Raw genomic sequence first — 24,496 nt, forward strand, 5'->3', positions numbered from 1 at the left:
CGTTAGGGGGCACGGCAGCACCGTACCCAAAATTTTGCGTCCTCCACAGGGGGTGTTTGACGTCAGCCCAGGTCAAAGCCCATCTTTTGGCGGGGCTGAGGGGGTTTCCACAGCCTCGTCAAGCGCCGGTGAAGCGCGGGGAACGCTTCTCGCGCTGGGCGGTGAGGCCTTCGATCATGTCCTCGGACGCCATCGTGACGGGCTGGGCCAGCGATTCCCAGCGCAGGGCGGCGTCCATGTCCGCGTGCCCGCCGTCGGCCAGGGCGACCTTGGTGAGCCGGGTCGCGATGGGCGCGTTCGCGGCGATCCGCTCAGCGATCTTCATCGTCTCGTCCAGCACGTCCGCGCGGGGGAAGGCCTGGTTGACCAGCCCGTGGGCGGCGGCCTCGGCTCCGGTGAGGACGCGTCCGGCCAGCAGCATCTCGCGGGCCAGCGGCAGCCCGGCGACCTCGGGGAACAGCCAGGTGGCGGCCATGCCGGGGTGCAGGCCGAGCGCGGTGAAGGGGGCGAGGAGCTTGGCGTCGTCGGCGGCGTAGCGCAGGTCGCAGGCCAGCGCGAGGCAGAGCCCGGCGCCGACGGCGTGCCCGTTGACGGCGGCGATCGTGGGGACTTCGAGGCTCCGGATCGTCAGCCACGTCCGGTAGAACTCGAGCATCCGGTCGCGCAGCGGGGGGACGGCGACGGAGCTGGTGCCGGCCAGCCAGGACAGGTCGCCGCCGGAGCTGAACGCGGTGCCGGCCCCGGTGAGCACCACGCAGCGCAGCCCGGTGTCGCCGCGCAGGTCCGCGATGGCCTGCTTGTAGGCGGCGGTCATCTCGTCGGACATCGCGTTCCGCCGGCCGGGGTCGTTCAGCGTCAGGACGGCGATACCGTCGGGACGGCGCTCGACCCGCAGCGCCTCGGGCTGTTCTCCGGACATGGCTCCGCACCGTACCGTGCGCCGCCCGCCCCGCGTCACGCGCCCCCCACCCGTTGAGTTGCGGCGAGTCGTCGTTATGGGACGCCTCATAACGACGACTCGCCGCAAGTCAACGAGCGGGCGTGAGAAAGCGCACACTTACCAAGGGGGCGCAGGTCACCGAGTTTCACCGCGCCGAGCTGAGGATATTGCTCCCTGGTCGTTGTGGCGCGAACAACAGCCGATCACCGACAATGGTCCGCGTGAGCGATCTTCCCCGCCGCGCGGTGACGCGGTCAGCAAAGCTGGCGTCCCTCCCCCTCGGCTTCGCGGGGCGCACCGCCCTCGGCATCGGGAAGCGGACCATCGGCCGGCCCGCCGAGGCCGTCGCCATGGAGATCCAGACGCGCACCGCCGAGCAGCTGTTCAAGGTGCTCGGCGAGCTCAAGGGCGGCGCGATGAAGCTCGGCCAGATGCTGTCGATCTTCGAGGCGGCGCTGCCGCCGGAGATCGCCGGACCGTACCGCGCCACCCTCACCAAGCTGCAGGAGGCCGCTCCCCCGCTGCCCGCCTCGGCCGTCCACAAGGTCCTCGCCGAGGCGCTCGGCGAGGACTGGCGCGACAGCTTCACCTCGTTCGACGACAGGCCCGCCGCCGCCGCGTCCATCGGCCAGGTGCACCGCGCCGTGTGGTCCGACGGCCGCCCCGTCGCGGTGAAGGTGCAGTACCCCGGCGCCGGCAAGGCGCTGATCAGCGACTTCAACCAGCTCGCCCGGCTCGGCCGGCTGTTCGGCGTCCTCATGCCGGGCCTGGACGTCAAGTCGATGCTGGCCGAGCTGAAGGAACGCGTCGTCGAGGAGCTCGACTACACCATCGAGGCCGAGTCCCAGACGATCATCCGGGACGCCTACCTGGACGACCCCGACTTCTATATCCCCGAGGTGATCGCCCAGTCCGGCGACGTGCTGGTCACCGAGTGGATGGACGGCACCCCGCTCTCGAAGATCATCAGCGACGGCGACCAGGAGACCCGGAACCACGCGGCGCTGCTGTACTGCCGGTTCCTGCTGTCGGGGCCGAAGCGCTCCGGGATGCTGCACGGCGACCCGCACCCCGGCAACTTCCGGCTGCTGGAGGACGGCCGGCTCGGCGTCCTGGACTTCGGCGCCGTCGACCGCATCCCCGGCGGCTTCCAGCGCCGGCTCGGCCTGCTGCTGCGCATCGGCACGATGGCCGACATCGACGAGATCGAGGACGCGCTGCGCGACGAGGACTTCATCCGCGAGGGCGTGGAGATCGACGCGGAAGCGCTGCAGGCGTTCCTCGCCCCGATCACCGAGCCGTTCATCACCGAGACGTTCAAGTTCAACCGCGAGTGGCTGCGCGACATGGCCGCCCGCGTCACCGACCTGCGGCCGACCAACGTCGTCCGGCAGCTGAACCTGCCGCCCGAGTACGTGATCATCCACCGGGTGCTGTCCGCCGGCACCGGCGTGCTGTGCCAGTTGGAGTGCGAGATCCCGGCCCGCGCCGAGTCCCTGAAGTGGGTCCCCGGCTTCGCCGACGACGAGGACGGCGAACTGGTCACCGGCTAATCGGTTTCAGCTACGGGACGGGCCCCGTCCGCGCTGATGAGGCGCGGGCGGGGCCCGTTCCGGTGCGTCCGGCCAGTGGGGGGCCGGCGCACCGATGTCCACCGGGAGGCACGCCCCGAAATCAGGTGGCGCCCGCCGAAACCATCCAAGAAGCGGCGGGCCGGCGGCCTGCGACCGGCGGACCGGAGATGGTCATCGGTGGTTCTTCGACACCTGCGCGTCGGTGTCGCGGGACGCGGTCGGCGCGAGCAGCACCCGCCGCACCAGCGACGCCCTCGTCTGCGCCTCCCGGCGCGCGCGCCGCATGGCGCGCACGCGGGCGGCGAGCTCGTCGGGCACGGTCACGGGTATTCGCTCCCGCGACAGGTCCTGGCTGAGCAACGTCATCTCGTTCTCCCCGGCCGCCCGGAGGCGCGGTCCCCGCGCGGGGGCCGCGCCTCCGGGCTCGGTACGGCCGATCTTCGTCGGTTCTGCGGTCGGTCCGGCGGACACGGTCGGCATCAGAGCCTCACACGGCCGCTTCGTCCGGAAGCGGGTGCTTGCGCGGGCGGCCGCGGGGCCGCTTGCGCGCGACGATCACGCCGCGGACGAAGAGCTCGCCGCCCCAGACCCCCCACGGCTCCTTGCGCTCGAGCGCACCGGCGAGGCACTCCTTGCGGAGCGGGCACTCCAGGCACAGCGCCTTGGCGAGCTCGACGTCGGCGGGCGCCTCGGCGAAGAACAGTTCGGGGTCGGTCCGGCACGGAAGAGTGAGGTCCTCCTCGCTGATGGCGAGAGCCCCCTGCATCACAGTCACCCTGGTTCCTCTCGTTGGATCTCAACGGGCGTGTCGGTTGGGTCGTCCGGGCAAAGAAGAAGGCCGCGGATCCGGTGTCTGGATCCGCGGCCTGGGGGCTTGCCGGTGTCTTGCTAAACCGGTCGCCTCCAGGGGAACGGACCCGACACGCCACCCGCCGGGGTGGCGCCCATGTGGGCCGTGGCCGGAGCCTGGGACTTCATGTCTTCGGCGAAGACACTCCACCCCTGCTCGTCCTGGATTCGCTGCTCAAGGCGCAGATCGCGTAGATCGCGCATACGGGTGCCGTCGACGCGGAGCCGCAGGCCGACCGCATCGGCCGGCGAGTCGGCGCCGAGGCGCGCCGGGCCGCCGGGCTTCACGCCGAGCGGGGTCCGGGCACACGTGACGGCATACGCGTTCGAGGTGCCGTGGCATGCGGCGGTCCAGGACGCCTGCGATTTCATCGACGTGTTGCTCACCGGACTGCACACCACCTCTCTGGCTCCTCGGGCCGGGGCCGGTGGATCCAAGATCCACACCGGTCGGCCGGTTGATTGCTCGCGACGAGCGTACGGGGATCTCGCCGAACCAATCAAGGTATTTTTGACCTGCGGTTTTGTGGGTGACTTCACCCTCGTTCCCCGGAACCGGCGCCGCTGCCGCAGCGTCGGAACTCCAGGGAGCGTCTTACAAGACGATCATCGCACACGGGACGCGCCGCGTCCCGTCATCCGTCCCGTCCGGAGTCGGACACCCGGACGAGTCCCTCCTGCATCACCGACACCACGAGGTCGCCGGAGCGGGTGAACACCTGGCCCCGGGCCAGCCCCCGCGCGCCCCCGGCGAACGGGGTGTCCTGGTAGTACAGCAGCCAGTCGTCGGCGCGGAACGGCCGGTGGAACCACATCGCGTGGTCCAGGCTGGCGCCCATCGTCCGCTGGTCGCCCCACGCCAGCCCGTGGTTGAGCAGGACGGTGTCGAGCAGCGTCATGTCCGAGGCGTACGTCATCAGGCACACGTGCAGCAGCGGGTCGTCGGGCAGGTCCCCGATGACCTTCAGCCACACCACCGACTCCGGCGAGGCGAGCGCCGGGTCCTTGGCCGCCTCCCAGGTCAGCGGGGTCGCGTGCCGGACGTCGAACGGCCGCCTGTCGACGAAGGCGCGGGCGCCCGCCTCGCCGAACATCGGCGTCAGCCGGGTCAGCGAGTCCGGCAGCGTCTCGGGGTCGGGGGCGTCCGGCATCGGCGCCTGGTGCACCGGCCCGTCCTCGACGACCTGGAACGACGCCGACAGCGTGAAGATCGCCTTGCCGTGCTGGATGGCGCTGACCCGCCGCGTCGTGAAGGACCGGCCGTCGCGGACCCGGTCGACGGTGTAGACGATCGGGACGAGCGGGTCGCCGGGCCGGATGAAGTACGCGTGCAGCGAGTGCACCGGCCGGTTCACCGGGACGGTGCGGCCGGCGGCGACCAGCGCCTGCCCGGCCACCTGCCCGCCGAAGACACGTTGCCGGCGCTCCTCGGGGCTGCGGCCGCGAAAGATGTCGTTCTCGATCTGCTCCAGATCCAGCAGGTCCAGCAGTGCCTTCAGGGATTCGCTCACGACCGCCAGTCTTCCGTATCCGCCCTTGTGACCGGGCTCTCACCCCGGCGCCACCTCCCACGCCGCACCGGCGGCGAGGGCCGCGTCACACCCCGCAAAGACCCAAAACCGCTTCGCCGTAGCGGTCGAGCTTCACCCTGCCGACGCCGGGGATGCGGGCCAGCTCCTCCATCGACTCGGGGCAGTGCTCGGCGATCGCCTGGAGGGTCGCGTCGGTGAACACGACATAGGCCGGGATCCGCTGCTCCGCCGACACCTCGGCGCGCCAGTCCTTCAGCGCGAGGAACAGCTCCTCGTTCAGCTCGGACGGGCAGTCCTCGCAGCGGCCGAGCTTGCGCTCGACGGCGGCGGTGAGCGGCCGGCCGCACACCCGGCACGGCTGCGGGCCCTTGGTGACGCGGCGCTTGGCGCGGTCGACGCGGGCGGGCGTGTGCGTGGTGGTCTTGCCGGTCAGGCCGTCGAGGAACCGGGACGGGCGGCGCAGCTGGGAACCGCCCGGCGACCGCGCCAGCGCCCACGACAGCGTCAGGTGGACGCGCGCGCGCGTGACGCCGACGTAGAGCAGCCGACGCTCCTCCTCGATCTGCTCGGGGGTCTTGGCGTAGACGATCGGGAGCGTGCCCTCCGCCAGCCCGGCGAGGAACACCGCGTCCCACTCCAGGCCCTTGGCCGCGTGCAGCGAGGCGAGCGTCACGCCCTCCAGCGGCGGCGCGTGCTGCGCCGCGGCGCGCTCCTCCAGCTCGGCGACGAACTGCGGCAGGCCCGCCTTCGGGTCGTCGGCGGCCATGTCCTCGGCGAGCTGCGCCAGCGCGGCGAGCGACTCCCAGCGCGCGCGGGCCGCGCCCGCGCCCTCCGGCGGCCGGTCGGAGAAGCCCGCGCCGGACAGCACGTGCCGGACCGTCATGATCAGCCCGGTGCCGTCGGTCTCGGCGTCGGCGCCCGCGCGGGCCGCGCCGCGCAGCCGGACGACCGCCTCCCGCACCTCCGGCCGCTCGAAGAACCGCTCCGCGCCGCGCAGCACGTACGGGACGCCGGCCGCGGCGAGCGCCGCCTCGTACGTCTCGGACTGGGCGTTGATGCGGAACAGGATCGCGATCTCGCGGGCCGGCACGCCCTCGTCGATCAGCTTGCGGGCCCGCCGCGCGGTGTCGTCGGCCTCGGCGATCTCGTCGTCGTACTCGTTGAACACCGGCTCGGGGCCCTTGTCGCGCTGCGCGACCAGCTCCAGCCGGTGCCGCTGTTCCTTCGCCTGCCCGATCACCCCGTTCGCCAGCCGCACGACCTGCGGCGTCGACCGGTAGTCGCGGACGAGCCGCACGACCTTCGCGTCCGGGTGCTCGCGGGTGAAGCCGAGCAGGTAGGACGGGGTGGCGCCGGTGAAGGAGTAGATCGTCTGGTTCGGGTCGCCGACGACGCACAGGTCGTCGCGGTCGCCGAGCCAGGTGTCCAGCAGCATCTTCTGCAGCGGGTTGACGTCCTGGAACTCGTCGACGACGAAGTACCGGTACTGCTCGCGGACCTGGTTGGCGACCTCGCGGTGCTCGGTGAGGACGGCGGCGGTCAGCTCCAGCATCCCCTCGAAGTCGAGCAGGTTGCGCTCGCGCCGCAGCTGCTCGTACATCGCGTAGACGCGCGCCACGTCCACCACCTCGGTGGACGGCCGGCGGCCCGCCCGCACGACGGCGGCCGGGTAGTCCTCGGGGCGGTGCTGGGTGACCTTCGCCCACTCGATCTCGCCGGCGACGTCGCGCAGCTCGGTGCGGCCGAGCGACAGCCCGCAGGCGCGCGCCGCGTCCGCGACCAGCCCGATCTTCGAGTCGATGATCTTGGGCGGGTCGCCGCCGATGACCCGCGGCCAGAAGTAGCTGAGCTGGCGCAGCGCCGCCGCGTGGAACGTGCGGGCCTGCACGCCGGGCGCGCCGAGCTGCCGCAGCCGGCTGCGCAGCTCGCCGGCGGCGCGGACGGTGAAGGTCACCGCGAGCACCCGCTGCGGCGTCACCACGCCGGTCAGCGTCGCGTACGCGATGCGGTGCGTGATGGCGCGGGTCTTGCCCGTCCCGGCGCCCGCGAGGACGCACACCGGACCCTGCACCGCCTCCGCGACCGCCCGCTGCTCGGGGTCGAGTCCTTCCAGCACCGACTCAGCCAACATGCACCCCATACTCCCAGTCCGCCTCGACCGTATCCGCCCGCACCACGAATTGTGGACGGACGGTCGGCCCGCCGGTCGCGGTCGTGCTTCCGCTCGCGGAATGCCGGACGGGTATCTAGTGTTCTTCGGGAGGCGAGTGCACAGATCGTCCGAACGAACGAGGGAGACGACGTACCGATGGCGACGCCGACGACCGACCGGGTCGAGGGCCCGACCGGCCAGCTCACCATGTACACGACGACCTGGTGCGGGTTCTGCCGGCGGCTGAAGAGCCAGCTGGCCCGCGACGGGATCGAGATGGTGGAGATCGACATCGAGCGCGACCCGAAGGCCGCCGAGTTCGTGATGAGCGTCAACGGCGGTAATCAGACCGTCCCGACGATCTTGTTCCCGGACGGCTCCGCCGCCACCAACCCGAGCGCGAAGGAAGTCAAGCGTCGTCTGGCTGAACTCGCGGGCTAGAACCGAGCGGAAAGGCCCGCCGACCGATGGTCGGCGGGCCTTTCATATCCCCGCGTGCGCCGGGGAGCAGCCGTCCGGCAAGAGGACCGTAGGAACCGCCTGTGGACCACCCCTGCACGAACAGGGAGCAATCATTACACTACATATTGTAGCGGCTAGAACACTGGCATGTGCGGGAGTTCGCCGCCGTACCAGCGCATGATGAGCTGGGCGGCGATGGACAGCGGGCCCGGGGCGACGATCTCCTTCGCCTCGATCGCGGCGCGCAGCTCGTCGCGGGTGTACCAGCCCGCGTCGAGGATCTCCTCCGGGTCGGGGCGCAGCGGGACGGTGCCGTCGGCGGTGGCGGTGAAGCCGAGCATCAGGCTCTGCGGCAGCGGCCACGGCTGGCTGCCGAGGTAGCGGACGTCCCGGACGGCGAGGCCCACCTCCTCCTCCACCTCCCGCGCGACGGCCTGCTCCAGCGACTCGCCGGGCTCGACGAACCCGGCGAGGATGGAGCGGCGGTCGGCGGGCCACTGCGGGCCGCGGGCCAGCAGGATCCGGTCGTCGGCGTCGGTGACCAGCATGATCACGGCGGGGTCGACGCGAGGGAAGTGCTGTGAGCCGTCCTGCGGGCAGACCCGGACGTGCCCGGCGGAGGTGACGCGGGTCTCGGTGCCGCAGCGGGGGCAGAACCGGTTGGTGCGGTGCCAGTGCTCGAGCGCGACGGCGTGCGTGAGCAGGCCGGAGTCGCGGTCGGTGAGCAGGGCGCCGACGCGGCGCAGGCCGGCCGGTTCGGCGCCGTCGACCGCGGGCGGCGCGCCGGGCACGGCGAAGTAGGCGGTGCCGTCGTCGTCGACGCCGAGCAGCCACCTCTCGCCGTCCGGGGCCTGCCCGGGCGCGACGAACACCAGGGCCGGGTCGGGCTCGTGGGCGACGAGCGCCCGCCCGTCCTGGACGACCAGGACCCGCGTCGCCGGGTCGGCCCACGCGGCGGCGAGCCACGCGTCGTCGCGCCGCCTCAGCGCGACCCGGTCGAGCGTGCCGCGCGCGAGCGCCAGCCACTCGAGCGGTCCTTCGGTCACCGTCATCGGGCTCCTTCCTCCCGTGGGGTCCTCCTGCAGGTTCTAGCGGAGTGCGGTGGCGAGTTCTTCCCACAGGTAGGCGGCGGCTTCGGCGCCCTTGAGCAGCAGGGGTATCTCGACCTTCTCGTTGGGGGCGTGGATGCGGTCGTCGTCGAGCCCGACCGCGACGAAGATCAGCGGGGCGTCGAGGACGTCGGCGAGGTCGGCCTCGGGGCCGCTGCCGCCCTCGCGGGTGAACAGGACCTCGCGGCCGAAGGCGCGCTCCATGGCGCGGCGGGCGGCCTTGACGGCGGGCGAGTCGATCGGGGAGAAGCAGGGCCGGACGCCGCCGCCGGGGATGTGCACCTCGGCCTCGACGCCGTGGGGGGTGTTGGCGGCGACCCAGTCCCGGAAGGCCTGCTGCACCTTGGCGGGTTCCTGGCCGGCGACGAGCCGGAAGGAGATCTTGGCGTGCGCCTCGCGGGGGACGATGGTCTTGCCGCCGGGGCCGGTGTGGCCGCCCCACATGCCGTTGATCTCGGCGGTCGGGCGCGCCCAGACGCGCTCGAGGGTGGTGTGGCCCTTCTCGCCGTAGGCGGCGCGGCTGCCGCCGGCGGTGCGCAGCCATTCGTCCTCGTCGAACGGGAGCTTGGCGAACAGGGCGCGTTCCTCGTCGGTGAGGGGGACGACGTCGTCGTAGAAGCCGGGGAGGGTGACGCGGCCGTCGGCGTCGTGCAGCGCGGCCATCAGCGCCGCCATGGCGTGCAAGGGGTTCGGGACGGCGCCGCCGAACGAGCCGGAGTGCAGGTCCGAGGACGGGCCGCGCAGCGTGACCTCGGCCTCGGTGAGACCGCGCATGCCCGTGCACATCGACGGGACGTCCGCCGCCCACATCGTGGTGTCACTGATGACGACGGCGTCGCAGCGGAGCCGGTCGCGGCGGTCGCGCAGCAGGTCGGCGAAGTGGACGGAGCCGGACTCCTCCTCCCCTTCGACCAGCAGCTTGACGGTGACGGGCGGGGCGCCGGCGCCGGACGCGGCGAGCGCGGCGCGGATGCCGAGGGTGTGGAAGAGCACCTGGCCCTTGTCGTCGGACGCGCCGCGCCCGATGAGCCGGTCGCCGTCCTCGACGGGCTCGAACGGCGCGGTGTCCCATTCGTCGAGCGGTTCGACGGGCTGGACGTCGTGGTGCCCGTAGACCAGCACCGCGGGGGCGGACGGGTCGGCGGCGGGCCATTCGGCGTACACGGCCGGAAGGCCGGGGGTGTCCCAGATCTCGACGGTGGGGAAGCCCTGGCCGCGCAGGTACTCCGTGAGCCATCCGGCGGACCGCCGCACCTCGGTGGCGTAGGCGGGGTCTCCCGACACGGACGGGATCGCCAGCCACTCCTTGAGGTCGGCGATGAACCGGTCGCGGCCGGCCTCGATGTACTGGACGATTCGCTGGTCTGGCTCGTTCAACTGCATGCTCCCTTGCATGTCGTACTGTCAGGCACTGTAAGGGATCCTGTTCGCTCTGCCCCCAGGAGGAGCTTTGGTCCTCATCGATCCGCCGTTGTGGCCCGCGCGCGGGCGGGTGTGGTCGCACATGGTGAGCGACGTGTCGTACGAGGAGCTGCACGCGTTCGCGGCGGAGCTCGGGATGCCGGTGCGGGCGTTCGACCGGGACCACTACGACGTGCCGTCCGAGTTGTACGAGGCCGCGGTCTCGCAGGGGGCGGAGGCGGTGGGGTGCCAGGAGCTGCTTTTGCGTCTGACTCGTGCGGGGTTGCGGCGGCGTAAGACGGTCCGGCCGCGGCCCGCGGCGGGCTCGGGTGTCGGTTAGGCGTTGAGGAGCATCAGCTCCGTCCCGACGTTGCGGCGGGCGTTGTCCTCGTAGCGTTCGCGGGCCGTGGCCGTGTGGAACAGGTGCGGCAGGGCGAGGAGGCCGTTGAGCACCTCGGCGCGCCCGGCGCGGAACAGGTCGTCGGGGACGAATCCGTACTCCTCGCGGACGGCGGCGGCGTAGGCGGCGTACCGGTCGGGGTCGGCGCCGAGGATCGCGAGGTCGGCGTCGCAGAGCACCTGGCCGTTGCGGTCGCCGGGCCCGGGCGCGTGGCCGGCGGTCAGCTCGACGAGCCGGGCGACCTCGCCGACCGCCGCGGCGGGCAGGTCGGTGTCGGCGAGCATGCGGGCGGCGAGGCGGGCGCTGCGCTCCTCGTTGTCGGCGCGCTCGGGGTCGTAGACGGCGTCGTGGAACCAGGCGGCGAGCCGCACGGCATCGGGGTCGGCGGCGTCGCCGGCGAGCTCGTCCACCAGGTCGAGGACGGCGGCGAGGTGCTCGCGGGTGTGGTACCGGCGGTGCGGCTCGCCGTACCGCTTGTCCAGTTCGGTCCCGATGTGCCGGGTCTGCGGGCCGGCCAGCGCGACCCACCGCTCGACGAGATCCATGCGCCCATCCTCGCGGATCTCTGGTGCGGCGGGACACGCGATGCCGCCGTTCTTGCCCGCGCCGCCCGCCGCGGCCACTATGGTGATCGTTGCGAGTTAGGCAAGGCTTACCTCACACAGACTCACTGGAAAGGCCGACCGTGGCCGCCTCCCTCTACGTGCTCGCCGGCAAGGCGACCGACTCGGTGACGCACGGGTTCCTGCCCGCCGCCGCGCGCCTCGGGCTGGACGTCGTCCTGCTCACCGACCGTCCCGCCGCGCACGCCGGCGCCGCCGGCCGGGTCGTCGAGTGCGACGTCTCCGACTTCCGGCACGTCATCGACCGGGTCGAGGGCCGGCCCGCCGGGATCTTCAGCAACAGCGACTTCCTGCAGGCGCCCGCCGCGCTCGCCGCCGCCTACTTCGGGCTGCCCGGCAAGGACTGGCGGGCCGCGACGCGCGCGAAGAACAAGGCGCTGATGCGCCGCCATCTCGCCGCGCTGGACCCCGTCTTCTCCTGCGACGCGTTCGGCGTGCCGCCGGACGCGCCGTACCCGCTCGTGCTGAAGCCGCGCGAGGGCGTGGCCAGCGAGGACGTCTTCCTGGTCCGCGACGCGCGCGAGCTGGAGGCGCGGCGCGCGCAGGTCGCGGCGCGCCGGGACGACCCGCTGGTGGCCGAGGAATACCTGCCGGGCGAGCTGCACACTCTGGAGACGCTCGGGGACGGCGCGGAGCTGCGCGTCCTCGGCTCGTACCGGACGACCCTGTCGCCGCCCCCGTTCTTCGTCGAGGAACGGCTCGAGTGGGCGCCGCCGCCTCCGGAGACCCCGCAGGTTCTCGCGCAGCTGGAGGCGCTGGGCGTCGGGTTCGGCGCGTGCCACACCGAGTTCGTCGTCCACGAGGGCCGCGCGCGCATCATCGAGGTGAACTACCGGCTGATCGGCGACCACTGCGACTTCCTGCTCGCGGACCTGCTCGGCATCCCGCTGTTCGAGCGGATCCTCGGCGTCCACCTCGGGGAGCCTTTGGCATGGGACGTCCCGGCCGTGCGGGGGCACGCCGTCGCGGAGGCCGTCATCGCGGACCGCGCCGGGGTCCTGCGCGCCGCGCCCGGTCCGATGGAGCTGCACGACGGCGACGTGCGGCTGGCCTACCGTCCGCAGCGCGCCGTGGGCGATTCCGTCGCGCTCACCCGCACGAACCGCGACTATCTCGGAACCGTCCGCGCGATCGGACCGGCGCGGGACGAGGTCGAGGCGGCCCTTGCGCGCTTCCGGTCCGCCCACGACTGGACCATCGCGTGACCGATCCCGGCATGACCGGTCAGGACGTGGAGGGCCCGCTCGCGGTACGGGTCCTGGACGCCCTGTTCCGCGAGGACTACGGGGGCCTGCGGCGCTTCGTCGACGGCCGGACGCTCAAGCTGCCGGGACGCCCCGTCCCGCTGGTGGACGCCGACCCGGCCTTCCTCTGCGAGCTGCGCGTGGACCCGACGCAGAACCTTGCCTTACGGGACGTCTTCGCGCTGGTGCGGCACGTGGCGGACCCCCGCGACGACACCGGCGCGTTCGAGCGCGAATGCCTGGACGCCCTCGCAGCGGTGAAGCTGCACAACGACGCGCGTCCCGCCGTACACCGGCGCTTGGCGCGGATACCGGACGAACTGAGGACGGGCCCCGGGACGTTCTACGAGAGCCTCGCCGCCTACAACGACCACCCCGTCCACCCGACGAGCCGCGGCCGCGCCGGGCTCGGCATGGCGGACCTGAGCCGCTACGCCCCCGAGTTCGCGCCGTCGTTCCCGCTGCGCTGGGCGTCCGTGCGCGGCGCGACTCTTGCAGGCGAGACGCCCGTCTGGTGGCCGGCGCCGGAGGACGTGGGGCTGCCGTCGGCGGACGCGCTGTTCCCCGTGCATCCCCTCGCCGTCCGCCTCGTGCGGGACGAGCCCGCCGCGGCGATGGCCCCGGAACCGTACCTCCAGGTCTCGCCGACGCTGTCGATGCGGACCGTCGCGGCGGCGCCGCTGGAGCACGTGAAGGTCCCGCTGCCGACGAGCACGCTCGGGCTGCGCAACCGGCGCACGATCGTCCCCGGCACGCTCCCGGACGGCGCGCTCGTGGAACGTGTCCTGCGGCTCATCCTCGCCAGGGAGCCGCACCTTCCCGTCCTGCTGGCCGATGAGCAGACCTACGGGCACGCCGGCAGCCCGCTTCTCGCCTACCTCGTGCGGCGCTTCCCACCGGAGACGGCGCGCGCGCACGTCGTTCCTGTCGCTGCCTTACTGGCGGAGGCTCCGGACAAGGGCCACGTCATCGAGCGCTGGGACGTCGAGCCGCTCTTCGACGCCTACCTGTCCGCGCTGTTCGCGTGGAACGTCACGCTGTTCCGCTACGGGATCGCGCTGGAGGCGCACCAGCAGAACGTCGCGCTGGTGCTGGACGGCGCCGCGGCGCCGCGCCTGCTCGTCAAGGACAACGACGGCGCCCTCATCGACCCCGCCCGGCTCCGCGAGCGCCTCGGCCCGTCCCCCGGCGCCGACCCCCGCGACCTCGTCGACCGGCGCATGGTCACCGCCGATCCCGACGCGCTCGCCCGCGTGTTCGTCACGATCACCCTGCACCTGTGCGCCGCGGCCCCGGCGCTCGGCCTCGCCGAGCGCGGCCTGCTGCCCTGGCGCACCGGCCGCGCCCTCATCCGCGACCGGCTCGCCGCGGCGCTCGGCCCGCGGGACGCGTTCCTGCGCTCCCGCACGCTCGACGCGGACGCGCTGCCGGGCAAGGCCATGGTCACCGCCGGAACCCTCGTCGACAAGGCCAGGACCGGCGCCGCCGACATCAACAAGCACTACGGCCCGCCCGGGCCGAACTACCTACGGGATGCGACGTGCTTCTGACCGAACGGGCCCTCACGGCCGACGACGCCACCGCCACCGCGCTGCTCAACTGCCTGATCCGCGAGGTCTGCGGGCCCGAGCAGCAGGTGTGGCCGGACGGCGGGCACCTCGTCGCCCGGCTGCCGCGCGCCGGCGTCGTGCTGCGCACCGGCCTCGCCCGGCCGCCCGCCGGCCCCACCTACCGCCTGGCGCCGCCGTACGAGGAGCGGCGCGGCGACGCGTGGATCCCGGCGTCCTGGGACCGCCTCGCCGACCTGGTGGCCGGCGAGCTCGAACTGGCGACGGGCCGGCCCAACCCCGAGTTCCTCGCGCAGGTCGGCGACAGCCGCAGCGCGCTCGACGCCATCATCGCCGCGCGCCGCGAACCGGGCGACGACCGGTACCTCGAATCCGAGCAGTCGCTCGTCGCCGGCCACCGCTTCCACCCGTCGCCGAAGTCCCGGCAGGGCTCCCCCGCCGAGTGGCTCCGGTACGCGCCGGAGACCCGGGCCCGGTTCCGCCCGCACTGGCTCGCCGTCCGGGACGACCTCGTCGCCGAAGAGGGCGATCCGCGGGCGTTCGCGGCGCTGGGCGGGCCGTCCGTGCCTGGCTGCCGGACGCTGCCGGCGCATCCGTGGCAGCTGTCGCTGCTCGCCGACAGCCCGCTGCTCAAGGACGCGCTGGCGGCCGGGCTCGTCCGCGACCTCGGGCCGTCCGATGCCGAGGCCGTGCCGACGTCGTCCGTCCGCACGGTCTACCTGCCCGGCGCCGACCTGTTCTGCAAGTTCAGCCTGGACGTGCGCATAACCAACTGCGTCCGCAAGAACGCCTGGTACGAGCTGTCCGGTGCGGTCGCGCTCAACGAACTGCTGTCCGAGGTGTTGACGTCCCTGGGCGCGACGCTCCTCGCGGAGCCCGCCTACCGCAGCGTCGCCCTCGCCGACCGCCGCCTCTACGAGGGCCTGGGCGTCATCGTCCGGCAGGGGGTGCGGCACCTGCCCGGCACTCCGCTGCTCGCCGGCGCCCTGGCCGACCCGTACAGCACCCTTCTGGACGACCTGCCCGCTCTGGCGACCGCCGACGGCGCCCTCGCCTGGTGGAACGCCTATGTCGCGCAGGTGGCGCCCCCGGTGCTCCGCGCCTTCCTCGAACACGGCGTCGTCCTGGAACCGCACCTGCAGAACGTCCTCATCTGCGTCGACGCGGACGGCATGCCCGTCCACGCCGCGTTCCGCGATCTCGAAGGCACCAAGCTCACCGCCGGCCGCTGGGACCTGTCGCACCTGCCCGCCCGCGTCGCCGGCGCCCTCACCTACGCGCCCGCCCAGGGCTGGAACCGCGTCGTCTACTGCCTCCTCGTCAACCACCTCACCGAAACGGCCGCCGCCGTCGCCGACCTGCATCCCGCCCTCGAACCGGACCTGTGGAAAGCGGCCCGCACCCACCTCGCGCCGCTGGACCACCATCCGCAGATCCGGGCGCTCCTCGCCGGCGTCCCGCTTCCCGCGAAGGCGAACCTGCGCACCCGCTGGTCGCGTTCCGCCGACCGCGAAGCGACCTATGTCCCCGCCGCCAACCCGCTCTCCGCGCCCCGTCCGCTATGAACCTCGACGCCCTCGACGACCTCGACCGGTTTCCGGCCTACGTCTACGACCTGTCCGGCCTGAGAACCCATGTGGCGGCCATTCGCGACGCCGTCGGCGGCACCGAACTCTTCTACGCCGCCAAAGCGAACCCGGACGCCGAAATCCTCCGCGCCATCGCCCCCCATGTGGACGGCATCGAGGTCTCCTCCGGCGGCGAACTGACCCACGTCCGCGAAACGCTCCCCGGAATCCGGCTCGCCTTCGGCGGCCCGGGAAAGACCGACGAGGAACTGGCCCTCGCCACCGGCGTCGACCGCATCCACGTCGAAAGCCCGAGAGAACTCGACCGGCTGAAAGGCCCCGCGGACGTCCTCCTGCGGGCCAATCTCCCGCTCCGCACCCCGAACGCCGCCCTTTCCATGAGCGGCCCCTTCGGCATGGACGAGGACGCCCTCGACGCCTGCGCCGCCCGCATCGCCGAACACCCGCACATCACGCTCCGCGGCGTCCACGCCCACCTCGCGTCCGGCCTGGACGCACCCGCCATGCTCGACCTCGCCCACCGGATAGCCGAATGGGCGATTCCCTGGCTGGAAGCCCGCGGCATCGACGACCCGGAACTGAACATCGGCGGCGGGATGGCCGTCGACTACACCTCCCCCGGGACCCGTTTCGACTGGCGCGCCTACGGCGCCGGACTGGCCGGCATCCCCGCCCGCCTCCGCATCGAACCCGGCCGGTCGATGACCGCCTACCACGGCTGGTACGTCACGGACGTCCTCGACGTGAAAGCGACGCGAGGCGAGACCTACGTCGTTCTGCGAGGCGGCACCCACCACCTCAGGACCCCGGTCACGAAAGGCCACGACCAGCCTTTCGAGGTTCTGACCGCGAGCGGCCCGGAGTCACCCGCCACCTTGGTCGGCCAACTGTGCACCCCCAAGGACGTTTTCGCCCGCGACGTCCCCGTCCCGCCGCTGCGCCCCGGCGACGTCGTCGCCTTCGCCATGGCGGGCGCCTACGCCTGGAACATCTCCCACCACGACTTCCTCATGCATCCCGAACCCGCGTTCCACTACCTCCGCTAAGGTCACCGTCCGTGGCCGACATCTACGACTTCTTCCTGGCGATCAACCTCCGCGCCCTCCCCGACGCCGAGACGGCCGAGCTCCGCTGGCATCTCGGTCTCGGCCCGCAGCCCCCGGAACTGGCGATCCCGATCGACTTCTCCGAGGTCGTCGTGGACGACGACGGCGAACGGACCATCGTGGAGGCCCCGGAACCCCAGCTCGCCCAGCGCGGCCCCGGGTGGAAGATCGGCGGCGCCCTCTTCGCCGCCCTGGAGCCGCGCGAGGGCGGCGGCTGGGCCCTGACCGCCCGCCAGGAACTCCACCCCGACTACTACGACCGCGTCGACCCGCTGCTCGAATGGCTCGGCAGCCGCGCGGACCACCCGTACGTCGGCGACGACGGCACCGCGAGGAACGGCGGCTGCGGGGAGTTCGTCGGCTACGAGCGCTGGTACGAGGACAGCACGATCGAGCGGCTCCTCGTCATCGAGGACTTCAAGATCCTCCGCCGCTGACGCGCGGCGCGCCGTGCCAGCGCCATCGCGTGACGCGGGTGCGGCCGGGGAGGTCGCCCCGGCCCGTCGACCACAGGAGGGTCGGCCATGGGTCCGTGTCCTGCGGCGCGTCCGGGAACAGGCGCGCCAGCACCCTGGCGCACAGGTCGGCGGGCGGGTCCCAGGCGAGGCCGAGGCCCTGCGCGAGGTCATGGGTGTGGACGAGCGTCTCCACGATGCCCATAGCCGCGAACCCCTCGGGGTCGGACGCCCCGAAGACGTGGTGGGCGCGCACGCCGGGCGGGGTCGTCCGGACGAGCGCGGCGAGCATCGCGCCGCACGCCGCCAGCATCTCCAGGAGCCCGCCCGGCCCCGCGTCGCGGTTCGCGTACGTGACGTTCGCGGGGCCGCCCGGCCGCCGCGCCTCCCACAGGAACGGCACCTCCCGGTCCGCCGGGCGCGCGCCGAGCTGCGCCGCGTAGGCGAACAGGTCGTCGCTCAGGTGCTCGACGGTCTCCCAGCACGTCCACTCCAGGGCGCCCGCCCTGCCGTCCCACGCCCCGTCGGGGGCCTTCTCCAGCACGTTCACGGCGAGCCGGACGGCCGACTCGACGTCGGCGGCGGTGACCGCGGATGACATGCCGCCGACCGTACCGTCCCGCGCGACCAGGAAGCGCCGGACGCCGCCGTCGCGGCGTGCGTTACAAACTCCTTGTCACGGCAACGTATGTGCTGGGCGATGTGAGGAGATTCCGGTGCTTGAGCGGGTGCGGTCGGCGGCGAGTCTGGGCGTGCGGGCGGCACGGGCCCTACGGGATGCCGGGATCCTGCACCCGGTGCGGCCCGACCGGGCGGCGCGGCTGCCGCTGCCGTACCTGCGGTTCGGGCCCGTGCCGGCGACGGTCGGCGCGATTTCAGCGCTGCGGTTCCCCGGCCGGACCGCGCTGATCGACGAGCGGGGCGCGCTGACGTACGCGGAGCTGGAGGAGCGTGCGGCGGCGCTGGCGACGGCGTTGAAGGAGCGCGCCGGTGACGGGCGGATCGGCGTGCTGTGCCGCAACCACCGCGGGTTCGTCGAGGCGGTCCTCGCGGCGTCCCGGCTGGGCACCGACGTGGTGCTGCTGAACACCGACTTCTCCGCGACGCAGCTCGGGCAGGTCGTCGAGCGGGAGGGCGTCGGGCTGCTCGTCCACGACGGGGAGTTCGGCGCGGCCGTCGACGGATCGGGGTTCGCGGGCGACCGCGTGCTCGCCTGGACCGACGGCGGCGCCGGGGAGTCGATCGACGCGCTGGTGGCGGCGACCGAGGCGGAGCCGCTGAACCCGGACCGCTCCAGCAACGTGATCGTGATGACGTCCGGGACCACCGGGACGCCGAAGGGCGCGCGGCACGACCTGTCGGTGGCGTCGCTGCTGCCCGCCGCGCTCAGCCACCTGATGCGCGTCCCCGTGCGGTCGGGCGCGCCCATCGTGGTGGCGCCGCCGCTCTTCCACGTCCTGGGGTTCGCGTACACGTCGGTCGGGCTCGGCATGGGGATGCCGCTCATCCTGTTCCGCCGCTTCGACCCCGACCAGGTGCTGGCGGCGATCCGCGACTGCGAGGCGGAGGCGCTGGTCACGGTGCCGGTGATGCTGCAGCGGATCCTGGACGCCGCGCGGGACGAGCCCCGGCCGGCGCCGTCGCTGCGCGCCGTCGTGTGCGGCGGGTCGGCGCTGCACCCGCACCTGTCCGAGGCGTTCATGGACGCGTTCGGCGACGTGCTGATCAACGTGTACGGGGCGACGGAGACCGGCTGGGCGACGATCGCGACGCCGCAGGACCTGCGCGCCGCGCCCGGCACCGTCGGCAGGCCGTCGTTCCGGCTCACCATCAAGATCCTGGACGAGGACGGGGCCGAGGTCCCGGCGGGCGAGACCGGCGAGATCTACACCGGCGGCGGGCTGCGGTTCGCCGGCTACACCGGCGGCGGCGGCAAGAAGGTCCGCGACGGGCTGACCGGCACCGGCGACCTCGGCCACTTCGACGCCGAGGGCCGGCTGTTCATCGACGGCCGCGCCGACGACATGATCGTCTCGGGCGGCGAGAACGTGTTCCCGGGCGAGGTGGAGAACCTGCTCGGCGAGCACCCCGGCGTCGCCGAGGTGGCGGTGAAGGGCGTCGAGGACGAGGCGTTCGGCCAGCGCCTCGCCGCGTACGTGGTGCGCAAGGCCGGCGCGCGGGTCACCGAGGACGACCTCAAGGCCCACGTCAAGAAGCACCTCGCCCGCTACAAGGTGCCCCGCGAGGTGCACTTCGTGGACGAGCTGCCCCGCACCAGCACCGGCAAGGTCCGGTCCAAGACCCTGGACGGCTGATCCGCCTCGCGGACGAGTTGCGCGCACCCTCAAGCCGCTCCCAGCCCATGCCTGCGAGCCGGCTCAACATCGGAGCCTCAACCTGAGGCATACCGCCCGTTACAGGCCGAGTTCCCCGCGCTTCACTCGCCCCAGCAGCCCGGCGAACACCTCCGGTCCGAGAACCAGCCGCTCTCCGTCCGGGTCCTTGGAGTCCCGCACCCACACCTCAGCAAGTCGGCACCCGCCGCTCGGCCACCGGCCACGGAAAGATCATTTGGGCCATCATGCCCACGTGACCGCCTCGGACGCGAACCCGCCCACTTAACAGGTCTTCCGCCAACCCGCGCCTGACAGCTTGGAGATATCACGACTCGCCCCGCGAGTGGCGCAGACGCATCACCGCGTGCATCTCACGGAGGGCGCGTGGAGATCGCGGGCGGAGCGGCGTCCGGTACCAAGGCCGCGGGCCCCGGACGCCGCGCTCTCGGTGCTAGGCGGCGCCGGCGCGGTCCTTGGCGGCCATGCAGATGCGGGCGAGGTCGTTGAGGGCGTCGGCGCGGCGCTCGTCCAGGGTGCGGCGGTCGCCCGGGCCGGCCTCCGCGAGGGTGTCGATGACCAGGGAGAACACCGGCCACTCGGCGGGGCCGATGGCGCCCTGGAAGTCGATGCCGTCCGCGAGGTCGTCGAGGTCCTCGAGATCGAGGTTGCGGGCGAAGGTGGCGAGCGCGGCCTCGGCGGCCACCACCCCGATGCGCATCGCCAGCGCGGCCGGCTCGCGGTCGAGGGAACGCACGGTGCTGGAACCCATGGTCGACAAGATAGAACATATGAGCGAGGTGCGTCGAACATTCACTCGAAATAATTCCGGCGGAACGCGCGAATCAGCCCGCGCTCATCAAGCCGCGATGGCGTGCTGGAACAGGTAGGTGTGCGTGAAATGCAGCTCGCCGTCCTCGCGGCTCGGGCGCATGCCGGTGGCGGGGCCGCCGGACAGCTCGTCCTCCAGTTCGCGGCGGATCCGCGCGGCGACGTCGGCGGGCGTCCGGGACAGCTCCAGCCACGGCTCCAGCGGGCGGGTGAAGTCGATCGTCCGGGACCGCTTCACCTCGGCGCCCGCCTCGGTGACCAGGCCGGCGATGCGCGCCTCGGTGAGCATGGTGCCGTGCGAGGGGTCGCGGAGCCGCTCGATCCGGTCGGGGTCGCCGTCCAGCCCGTCCGGGCGGACGAGGTCGGCGATGATCAGCGCGGCGCCCGGCCGGCTGACCCGGGCCATCTCCCGCACGACGGCCTCCGGGTCGGCGACCTGGTGCAGGGAGAAGCGCGTCACGACGAGGGTGAAGGAGCGGTCGAGGTAGGGCAGCGCGGTCGCGTCGCCCTCGGTGAAGGTGACGTTGGTGACGCCCCGCCGGTCGGCCTCGCGCTTGCCCTCGGCGAGCATCGCGGGGGTGAGGTCGAGGGCGGTGACGTGCCGGACGCGGTGGGCGATCGCGAGGGACACGATCGCGGTGCCCGCGGCGACCTCCAGCACGTTGTCGCCGAGGTCGAGTTCGGGGTCCATGAAGCGGACGAGGTCGTCCAGGTGCCGGGTGAACGCGACGTTCAGCCGCGGGTCGGCGAACCCGGCCGCCTGCTTGGAGAACTCGCGTACGACCTTGTCGTCATGGGTCACCGTCACGTCGCCTCCCTGGATGCGTTCCCCGGATCATCCCCGAAACGGGGTTCGGTGACCAGAGGCGGTGACGCTCGTCACTGACGGACGGTAAGCCCCCGTCAGGCCGCGGGAACCGACTCCAGCAGGGCGGCGAGGCCGGCGGCGTCGAGCAGGTCGGCGGGGCGGACGGTGGTGTTCGCGCTCACGTAGTGGAACGCGGCGCTGACCTGGCCGACCTCGACGCCCGCCAGCTCCGCCCACGCCAGCCGGTACGCGGCGAGCTGCACGGCGGCGAAGCGGGCGTCGTCGCCGGACGGCGGCCGGCCGGTCTTCCAGTCGACGATCTCGTAGCCGCCGCCGCGGCGCCGGAACACCGCGTCCATGCGGCCGCGGATCAGCCGGTCGCCGATGACGGTCTCGAACGGGACCTCGATGTCGAGGGGTTCGCGCGCGGCCCACTCGGACTCCTCGAACCGCTCCTGGAGGCGCAGGAGGTGCGCGTCGTCGGCGGCGCCCTCGTCGGCGGCGCCGGGCAGCTCGTCGGGGTCGATGAGGCGCTGCTGCCCCCAGCGGCCCTCCAGCCAGGCGTGGAACGCGGTGCCGCGCCGCGCGTACGGGGCGGGCGGGCGCGGCATCGGGCGGCGGATCTGCCGGGCCAGCGCGGCGGGGTCGCGGGCGAGGGAGACCAGCGACGACACCGACAGGTGGGCGGGCAGCTCGACGAGGAGGCCGTCGCCGCCGCGCCCCCGGTCGCGTTCGGCGAGCAGGAGCTCGACGTCGCGCGCCCACGCGGTCATCCGGCCGCGGTCGGCGCCGGACAGGCCCTCGTCGCCGGCCCACAGCCGGGTCCGTCCGGCCATCGCGTCCTCGACCATGCGGGCCGCCTCGACGACGGCCTCGTAGCGTTCGCGGGCGGACGCGTCGGTCCGGCCGCGCTCCCCCGGCGCGACGGGCCACTGCGCCTCCTCGGGGTCGGCGAGCAGCGGGTTCGTCTCGCCCTCCTCCGGCGGGTCGGCCCACGCCGCGACCGTGCCGGCGCCGGCGAGGCACACCGCGCGGACCTCCTCCAGGAACGGCGACGGCCCGAGCGGGCGCCCCGAGGATCCCCACCAGTACCCGGTGGTGATGAGCAGGCTCGACGCGCGCGTGACGGCGACGTAGGCGAGGCGGCGCTCCTCGCGCAGGTCGCGTTCGGAGCAGGCCCGGTCGAACGCGGCGAGGTCGTCCTTCTCCAGGCCGTTCAGCGGCGGCAGGTCGGCGCGGTCGCCGCGCAGCATGAACGGCAGGACGCGCGGGTTCGCCGTCCAGCGGGTCGCGTTCTGCGGCGGCGACGGGAAGATCGAGCCCTTGGCGGGGCCGCCGTTCTTCTGCGGCACGTACGACAGGCCCGGCACGACGACGACCGGCCATTCCAGGCCCTTGGACGCGTGGACGGTGAGCAGCTTGACGCTGTCGGTCTCGCCGACGCGTCCGGCCTCCAGCCCGAACTCCTCGGTCTCGGCGGCCTTGAGGTAGGCGAGGAACGCGCCGAGCGTCGGGTCCTCGGCGTCGCCGGCGAAGGTGGCGGCGGCGTCGATGAACGCGTCGAGGTCGGCGCGGGCGGTGACCGGGTCGAGGCCGGACCGGGCGGCGACCTCGATGTCCAGGCCGAGCGCCCGCTCCACCTCGTTGACCAGGTCGGGCAGCGGCAGGCCGACCTGGCCGCGCAGCGCCCGCAGCTCGTCGCGCAGCCGCCGCAGCCGCCCGTACCCCTCCGGCGAGTACGCCTCGGGCGCGCCGAGGTCGTCGAGCGCGTCGACGAGGCTGCCGGTCTCCTGGTTCAGCTCGCTGACGAGCTGCCGGAGCGGGTCGTCGGCCGCCGCTCCGGCCTCGGGTCCGCCGGCCTCGGGTCCGCCGGCCTCGGGTCCGCCGGGCTCGGCGTCCACGGGCGGCGCGTCCTCGGGCGGTTCGTCCGCTGCGCGCTGCGGCGGGGTGACGTCGCGCGCCGACTCCTGCGCCAGCGCCCGCGCGCGCCGGCCGAGCGCGACCAGGTCGCGGGGGCCGAGCCGCCAGCGCGGGCCGGTGAGCAGCCGGGCCAGCGACGCGCCCGCCGTCGGGTCGTGCATGACGCGCAGGGTCGCGACGACGTCCTGCACCTCGGGGACGGTCAGCAGCCCGCCGAGCCCGACGACCTCGACGGGGATGCCGCGCGCCTCCAGCGCCCGCCGGATCAGCGGGAACTGCGACCGCTTCCGGGCGAGGACGGCGATGTCGGAGTACCGGAGCGGCTCGGCCTGGAAGCCGCCGTCCGGCGCGACCGCCGGGTCGCCGGCCATCAGCCCGGCGACGCGCCCGGCGATCCGGTCGGCCTCGTCCTCGACGGTGGCGAACAGCGCGCACTCGACACGTCCGCGCCCCTCGCGGCCGGCGCCGGGGACGAGCCGCGGCACCGCCCTGGTCTCCGCGCGCAGCTCCTCCTGGATCTTCGCGGCGGCCTCGAGGATCTGCTCGCCGTTGCGGAACGACCGGCTCAGCTGCACGACCGGCGCGGGGACCGGCCGCCTGTCCCCGACGGCGGGCTGCGCGGGGAAGTCGTGGGCGAAGCGCAGCAGGTTCCCGGCGCTCGCGCCCCGCCACCCGTAGATCGACTGGCACGGGTCGCCGACCGCCGTGACCGGATGCCCGCCCGCGAACAGCGACTTCAGCAGGACGAGCTGCGCCTGGCTGGTGTCCTGGTACTCGTCGAGCAGCACCACGGAGAACCGGGAACGCTCGATCATCCCGACCTCGGGGTGCCTGTAGGCGATGCGGGCGGCGAGCGCCATCTGGTCGCCGTGGTCGATGACCTCCCGGTCGGCCTTCGCCCGCCCGTATCTTTCGATCAGCGGCATCAGCTGCTCGCGGACGGCCTGCTTGGCGAGGATGTCGCGCTGCGCCTTCAGCGGCTTCTTCACCGCGGCGAACCGCTCGTCCAGCCACGCCCCGACCCTGCGGACGTCGTCGGCGGTGCGCAGGTGCTCCGACAGGTCGCCGGACAGCTCCATGACGGCCTTGGTGACGGTGTCGGGCTGCCATTCGACGCGGTCCATCGGCCCGTCGTAGGCGTCGACGACGCGCGAGCAGATCTGCCACGCGACCGCCGGGGAGATCAGCCGCATCGTCGGTTCGAGGGCCTCGCGCAGCGCGTGGTCGCCGAACAGCCGCGCCGCGTACGAGTGGTACGTCGACACCATCGGCTCGCCGTCGAACAGCGCCTCGCCGCCGAGCCGCTCCAGCTCGTCGCCCGGCAGCACCTCGCGCAGCTTGTCGAGCCGCTTGCGGACGCGGACGCCGAGCTCGGCGGCGGCCTTGCGGGTGAAGGTGAGGCCGAGGACGCGCTCGGGCCGCACGAACCCGTTCGCGACCAGCCACACCACCCGCGCGGCCATCGTCTCGCTCTTGCCGGACCCGGCGCCCGCGATGACCGCCATCGGCGCCATCGGCGCTTCGATCACCCGGGCCTGCTCCTCGGTCGGCTCCGGGATCTCCAGCAGCCGGGCCAGCTCTCCCGGCGTGATCACCTCAT

23 protein-coding genes are annotated in these 24,496 nt (G+C 73.2%); 9 read left to right on the forward strand and 14 right to left on the reverse strand.

Features of this window, described 5'->3' with window-relative positions:
* Positions 1–118: 118 nt before the first annotated feature.
* The gene (locus tag F8568_RS33730) at positions 119–919 is read right to left on the reverse strand and encodes an enoyl-CoA hydratase/isomerase family protein (protein WP_151597746.1); all 801 of its coding nucleotides are present in this window, start codon (positions 917–919) and stop codon (positions 119–121) included.
* Between the two features lie 242 nt (positions 920–1,161).
* Between F8568_RS33730 and F8568_RS33735 the strand changes: the two genes are divergently transcribed.
* Entirely contained in the window at positions 1,162–2,493 is a 1,332-nt protein-coding gene (locus F8568_RS33735; protein WP_328601145.1) for an ABC1 kinase family protein, read from the forward strand.
* A gap of 192 nt (positions 2,494–2,685) precedes the next feature.
* Here F8568_RS33735 and F8568_RS33740 read toward each other — a convergent pair whose 3' ends face one another.
* From F8568_RS33740 to F8568_RS33760, 5 genes are all read right to left on the reverse strand, one after another.
* A complete protein-coding gene (locus F8568_RS33740) occupies positions 2,686–2,880 on the reverse strand; it encodes a hypothetical protein (protein ID WP_151597748.1) in 195 nt (64 codons plus the stop codon).
* 121 nt (positions 2,881–3,001) lie between these two features.
* Entirely contained in the window at positions 3,002–3,280 is a 279-nt protein-coding gene (locus tag F8568_RS33745) for a WhiB family transcriptional regulator (protein ID WP_173099222.1), read from the reverse strand.
* 122 nt (positions 3,281–3,402) lie between these two features.
* Positions 3,403–3,750: a hypothetical protein gene (locus tag F8568_RS33750; protein WP_151597749.1), complete on the reverse strand. Its 348-nt coding sequence runs from the start codon at positions 3,748–3,750 to the stop codon at positions 3,403–3,405.
* Positions 3,751–3,998: 248 nt separating this feature from the next.
* The gene (tesB, locus tag F8568_RS33755) at positions 3,999–4,874 is read right to left on the reverse strand and encodes an acyl-CoA thioesterase II (protein WP_151597750.1); all 876 of its coding nucleotides are present in this window, start codon (positions 4,872–4,874) and stop codon (positions 3,999–4,001) included.
* An 85-nt stretch (positions 4,875–4,959) separates the two neighbouring features.
* The gene (locus F8568_RS33760; protein WP_151597751.1) at positions 4,960–7,026 is read right to left on the reverse strand and encodes an ATP-dependent DNA helicase UvrD2; all 2,067 of its coding nucleotides are present in this window, start codon (positions 7,024–7,026) and stop codon (positions 4,960–4,962) included.
* Positions 7,027–7,203: 177 nt separating this feature from the next.
* Here F8568_RS33760 and F8568_RS33765 point away from each other — a divergent pair, with 177 nt between their 5' ends.
* A complete protein-coding gene (locus F8568_RS33765) occupies positions 7,204–7,488 on the forward strand; it encodes a mycoredoxin (protein WP_151597752.1) in 285 nt (94 codons plus the stop codon).
* A gap of 155 nt (positions 7,489–7,643) precedes the next feature.
* Here the strand turns inward: F8568_RS33765 and nudC are convergent, their stop codons facing one another.
* Entirely contained in the window at positions 7,644–8,561 is a 918-nt protein-coding gene (gene nudC, locus F8568_RS33770) for an NAD(+) diphosphatase (protein ID WP_151597753.1), read from the reverse strand.
* A 36-nt stretch (positions 8,562–8,597) separates the two neighbouring features.
* Entirely contained in the window at positions 8,598–9,995 is a 1,398-nt protein-coding gene (locus F8568_RS33775; protein ID WP_236009767.1) for a dipeptidase, read from the reverse strand.
* Between the two features lie 73 nt (positions 9,996–10,068).
* Between F8568_RS33775 and F8568_RS33780 the strand changes: the two genes are divergently transcribed.
* Positions 10,069–10,359 (forward strand): DUF4031 domain-containing protein, encoded by a 291-nt coding sequence (locus F8568_RS33780; protein ID WP_151597755.1) that lies wholly within the window; start codon positions 10,069–10,071, stop codon positions 10,357–10,359.
* Here F8568_RS33780 and F8568_RS33785 read toward each other — a convergent pair.
* Entirely contained in the window at positions 10,356–10,964 is a 609-nt protein-coding gene (locus F8568_RS33785) for an HD domain-containing protein (protein WP_151597756.1), read from the reverse strand. The two genes, F8568_RS33780 and F8568_RS33785, sit on opposite strands and share 4 nt — an antisense overlap.
* A gap of 140 nt (positions 10,965–11,104) precedes the next feature.
* On the opposite strand from F8568_RS33785, the gene F8568_RS33790 reads away from it, so the two are divergent.
* From F8568_RS33790 to F8568_RS33810, 5 genes are read left to right on the forward strand one after another with little or no spacing between them, the layout of a single operon-like run.
* The gene (locus F8568_RS33790; RefSeq protein WP_151597757.1) at positions 11,105–12,247 is read left to right on the forward strand and encodes an ATP-grasp domain-containing protein; all 1,143 of its coding nucleotides are present in this window, start codon (positions 11,105–11,107) and stop codon (positions 12,245–12,247) included.
* 11 nt (positions 12,248–12,258) lie between these two features.
* Positions 12,259–13,836, forward strand: coding sequence for an IucA/IucC family protein (locus F8568_RS33795; protein WP_151597791.1), 1,578 nt, complete (start codon positions 12,259–12,261; stop codon positions 13,834–13,836).
* Positions 13,827–15,419 (forward strand): IucA/IucC family protein, encoded by a 1,593-nt coding sequence (locus F8568_RS33800; RefSeq protein ID WP_151597758.1) that lies wholly within the window; start codon positions 13,827–13,829, stop codon positions 15,417–15,419. The genes F8568_RS33795 and F8568_RS33800 overlap by 10 nt, the downstream gene beginning before the upstream one ends.
* Entirely contained in the window at positions 15,416–16,489 is a 1,074-nt protein-coding gene (locus tag F8568_RS33805; protein ID WP_151597759.1) for an alanine racemase, read from the forward strand. The genes F8568_RS33800 and F8568_RS33805 overlap by 4 nt, the downstream gene beginning before the upstream one ends.
* Before the next feature lie 11 nt (positions 16,490–16,500).
* On the forward strand, positions 16,501–16,986 hold the full coding sequence (locus tag F8568_RS33810) for a hypothetical protein (RefSeq protein WP_151597760.1): 486 nt from the start codon (positions 16,501–16,503) through the stop codon (positions 16,984–16,986).
* Here F8568_RS33810 and F8568_RS33815 read toward each other — a convergent pair.
* A complete protein-coding gene (locus tag F8568_RS33815) occupies positions 16,967–17,605 on the reverse strand; it encodes a maleylpyruvate isomerase N-terminal domain-containing protein (RefSeq protein ID WP_151597761.1) in 639 nt (212 codons plus the stop codon). The two genes, F8568_RS33810 and F8568_RS33815, sit on opposite strands and share 20 nt — an antisense overlap.
* A gap of 115 nt (positions 17,606–17,720) precedes the next feature.
* On the opposite strand from F8568_RS33815, the gene F8568_RS33820 reads away from it, so the two are divergent.
* Entirely contained in the window at positions 17,721–19,319 is a 1,599-nt protein-coding gene (locus F8568_RS33820) for an AMP-binding protein (protein ID WP_328601146.1), read from the forward strand.
* Between the two features lie 99 nt (positions 19,320–19,418).
* Here the strand turns inward: F8568_RS33820 and F8568_RS48890 are convergent, their stop codons facing one another.
* The 4 genes from F8568_RS48890 to F8568_RS33840 form a co-directional block, all read right to left on the reverse strand.
* The gene (locus tag F8568_RS48890) at positions 19,419–19,520 is read right to left on the reverse strand and encodes a DUF397 domain-containing protein (RefSeq protein WP_160573863.1); all 102 of its coding nucleotides are present in this window, start codon (positions 19,518–19,520) and stop codon (positions 19,419–19,421) included.
* A 271-nt stretch (positions 19,521–19,791) separates the two neighbouring features.
* Complete coding sequence (locus F8568_RS33830) at positions 19,792–20,109, reverse strand: hypothetical protein (protein ID WP_151597763.1); 318 nt, start codon at positions 20,107–20,109, stop codon at positions 19,792–19,794.
* 87 nt (positions 20,110–20,196) lie between these two features.
* Complete coding sequence (locus F8568_RS33835; RefSeq protein ID WP_151597764.1) at positions 20,197–20,976, reverse strand: class I SAM-dependent methyltransferase; 780 nt, start codon at positions 20,974–20,976, stop codon at positions 20,197–20,199.
* 95 nt (positions 20,977–21,071) lie between these two features.
* The gene (locus F8568_RS33840) at positions 21,072–24,491 is read right to left on the reverse strand and encodes an ATP-dependent helicase (protein ID WP_151597765.1); all 3,420 of its coding nucleotides are present in this window, start codon (positions 24,489–24,491) and stop codon (positions 21,072–21,074) included.
* Between the last annotated feature and the right edge of the window lie 5 nt (positions 24,492–24,496).

The sequence above is a fragment of the Actinomadura physcomitrii genome (assembly GCF_008923205.2).
GTDB lineage: Bacteria > Actinomycetota > Actinomycetes > Streptosporangiales > Streptosporangiaceae > Spirillospora > Spirillospora physcomitrii.

Excerpts from the sequence above, each read along its gene's own strand:
- nudC (WP_151597753.1), bottom strand. The coding sequence starts at position 8,561 with ATGACGGTGACCGAAGGACCGCTCGAGTGGCTGGCGCTCGCGCGCGGC.
- F8568_RS33745 (WP_173099222.1), bottom strand. The coding sequence starts at position 3,280 with ATGCAGGGGGCTCTCGCCATCAGCGAGGAGGACCTCACTCTTCCGTGC.
- F8568_RS33795 (WP_151597791.1), top strand. The coding sequence starts at position 12,259 with ATGACCGGTCAGGACGTGGAGGGCCCGCTCGCGGTACGGGTCCTGGAC.
- F8568_RS33730 (WP_151597746.1), bottom strand. The coding sequence starts at position 919 with ATGTCCGGAGAACAGCCCGAGGCGCTGCGGGTCGAGCGCCGTCCCGAC.
- F8568_RS33815 (WP_151597761.1), bottom strand. The coding sequence starts at position 17,605 with ATGTCATCCGCGGTCACCGCCGCCGACGTCGAGTCGGCCGTCCGGCTC.
- F8568_RS33805 (WP_151597759.1), top strand. The coding sequence starts at position 15,416 with ATGAACCTCGACGCCCTCGACGACCTCGACCGGTTTCCGGCCTACGTC.
- F8568_RS33765 (WP_151597752.1), top strand. The coding sequence starts at position 7,204 with ATGGCGACGCCGACGACCGACCGGGTCGAGGGCCCGACCGGCCAGCTC.
- F8568_RS33760 (WP_151597751.1), bottom strand. The coding sequence starts at position 7,026 with ATGTTGGCTGAGTCGGTGCTGGAAGGACTCGACCCCGAGCAGCGGGCG.
- F8568_RS33830 (WP_151597763.1), bottom strand. The coding sequence starts at position 20,109 with ATGGGTTCCAGCACCGTGCGTTCCCTCGACCGCGAGCCGGCCGCGCTG.
- F8568_RS33785 (WP_151597756.1), bottom strand. The coding sequence starts at position 10,964 with ATGGATCTCGTCGAGCGGTGGGTCGCGCTGGCCGGCCCGCAGACCCGG.
- F8568_RS33740 (WP_151597748.1), bottom strand. The coding sequence starts at position 2,880 with ATGACGTTGCTCAGCCAGGACCTGTCGCGGGAGCGAATACCCGTGACC.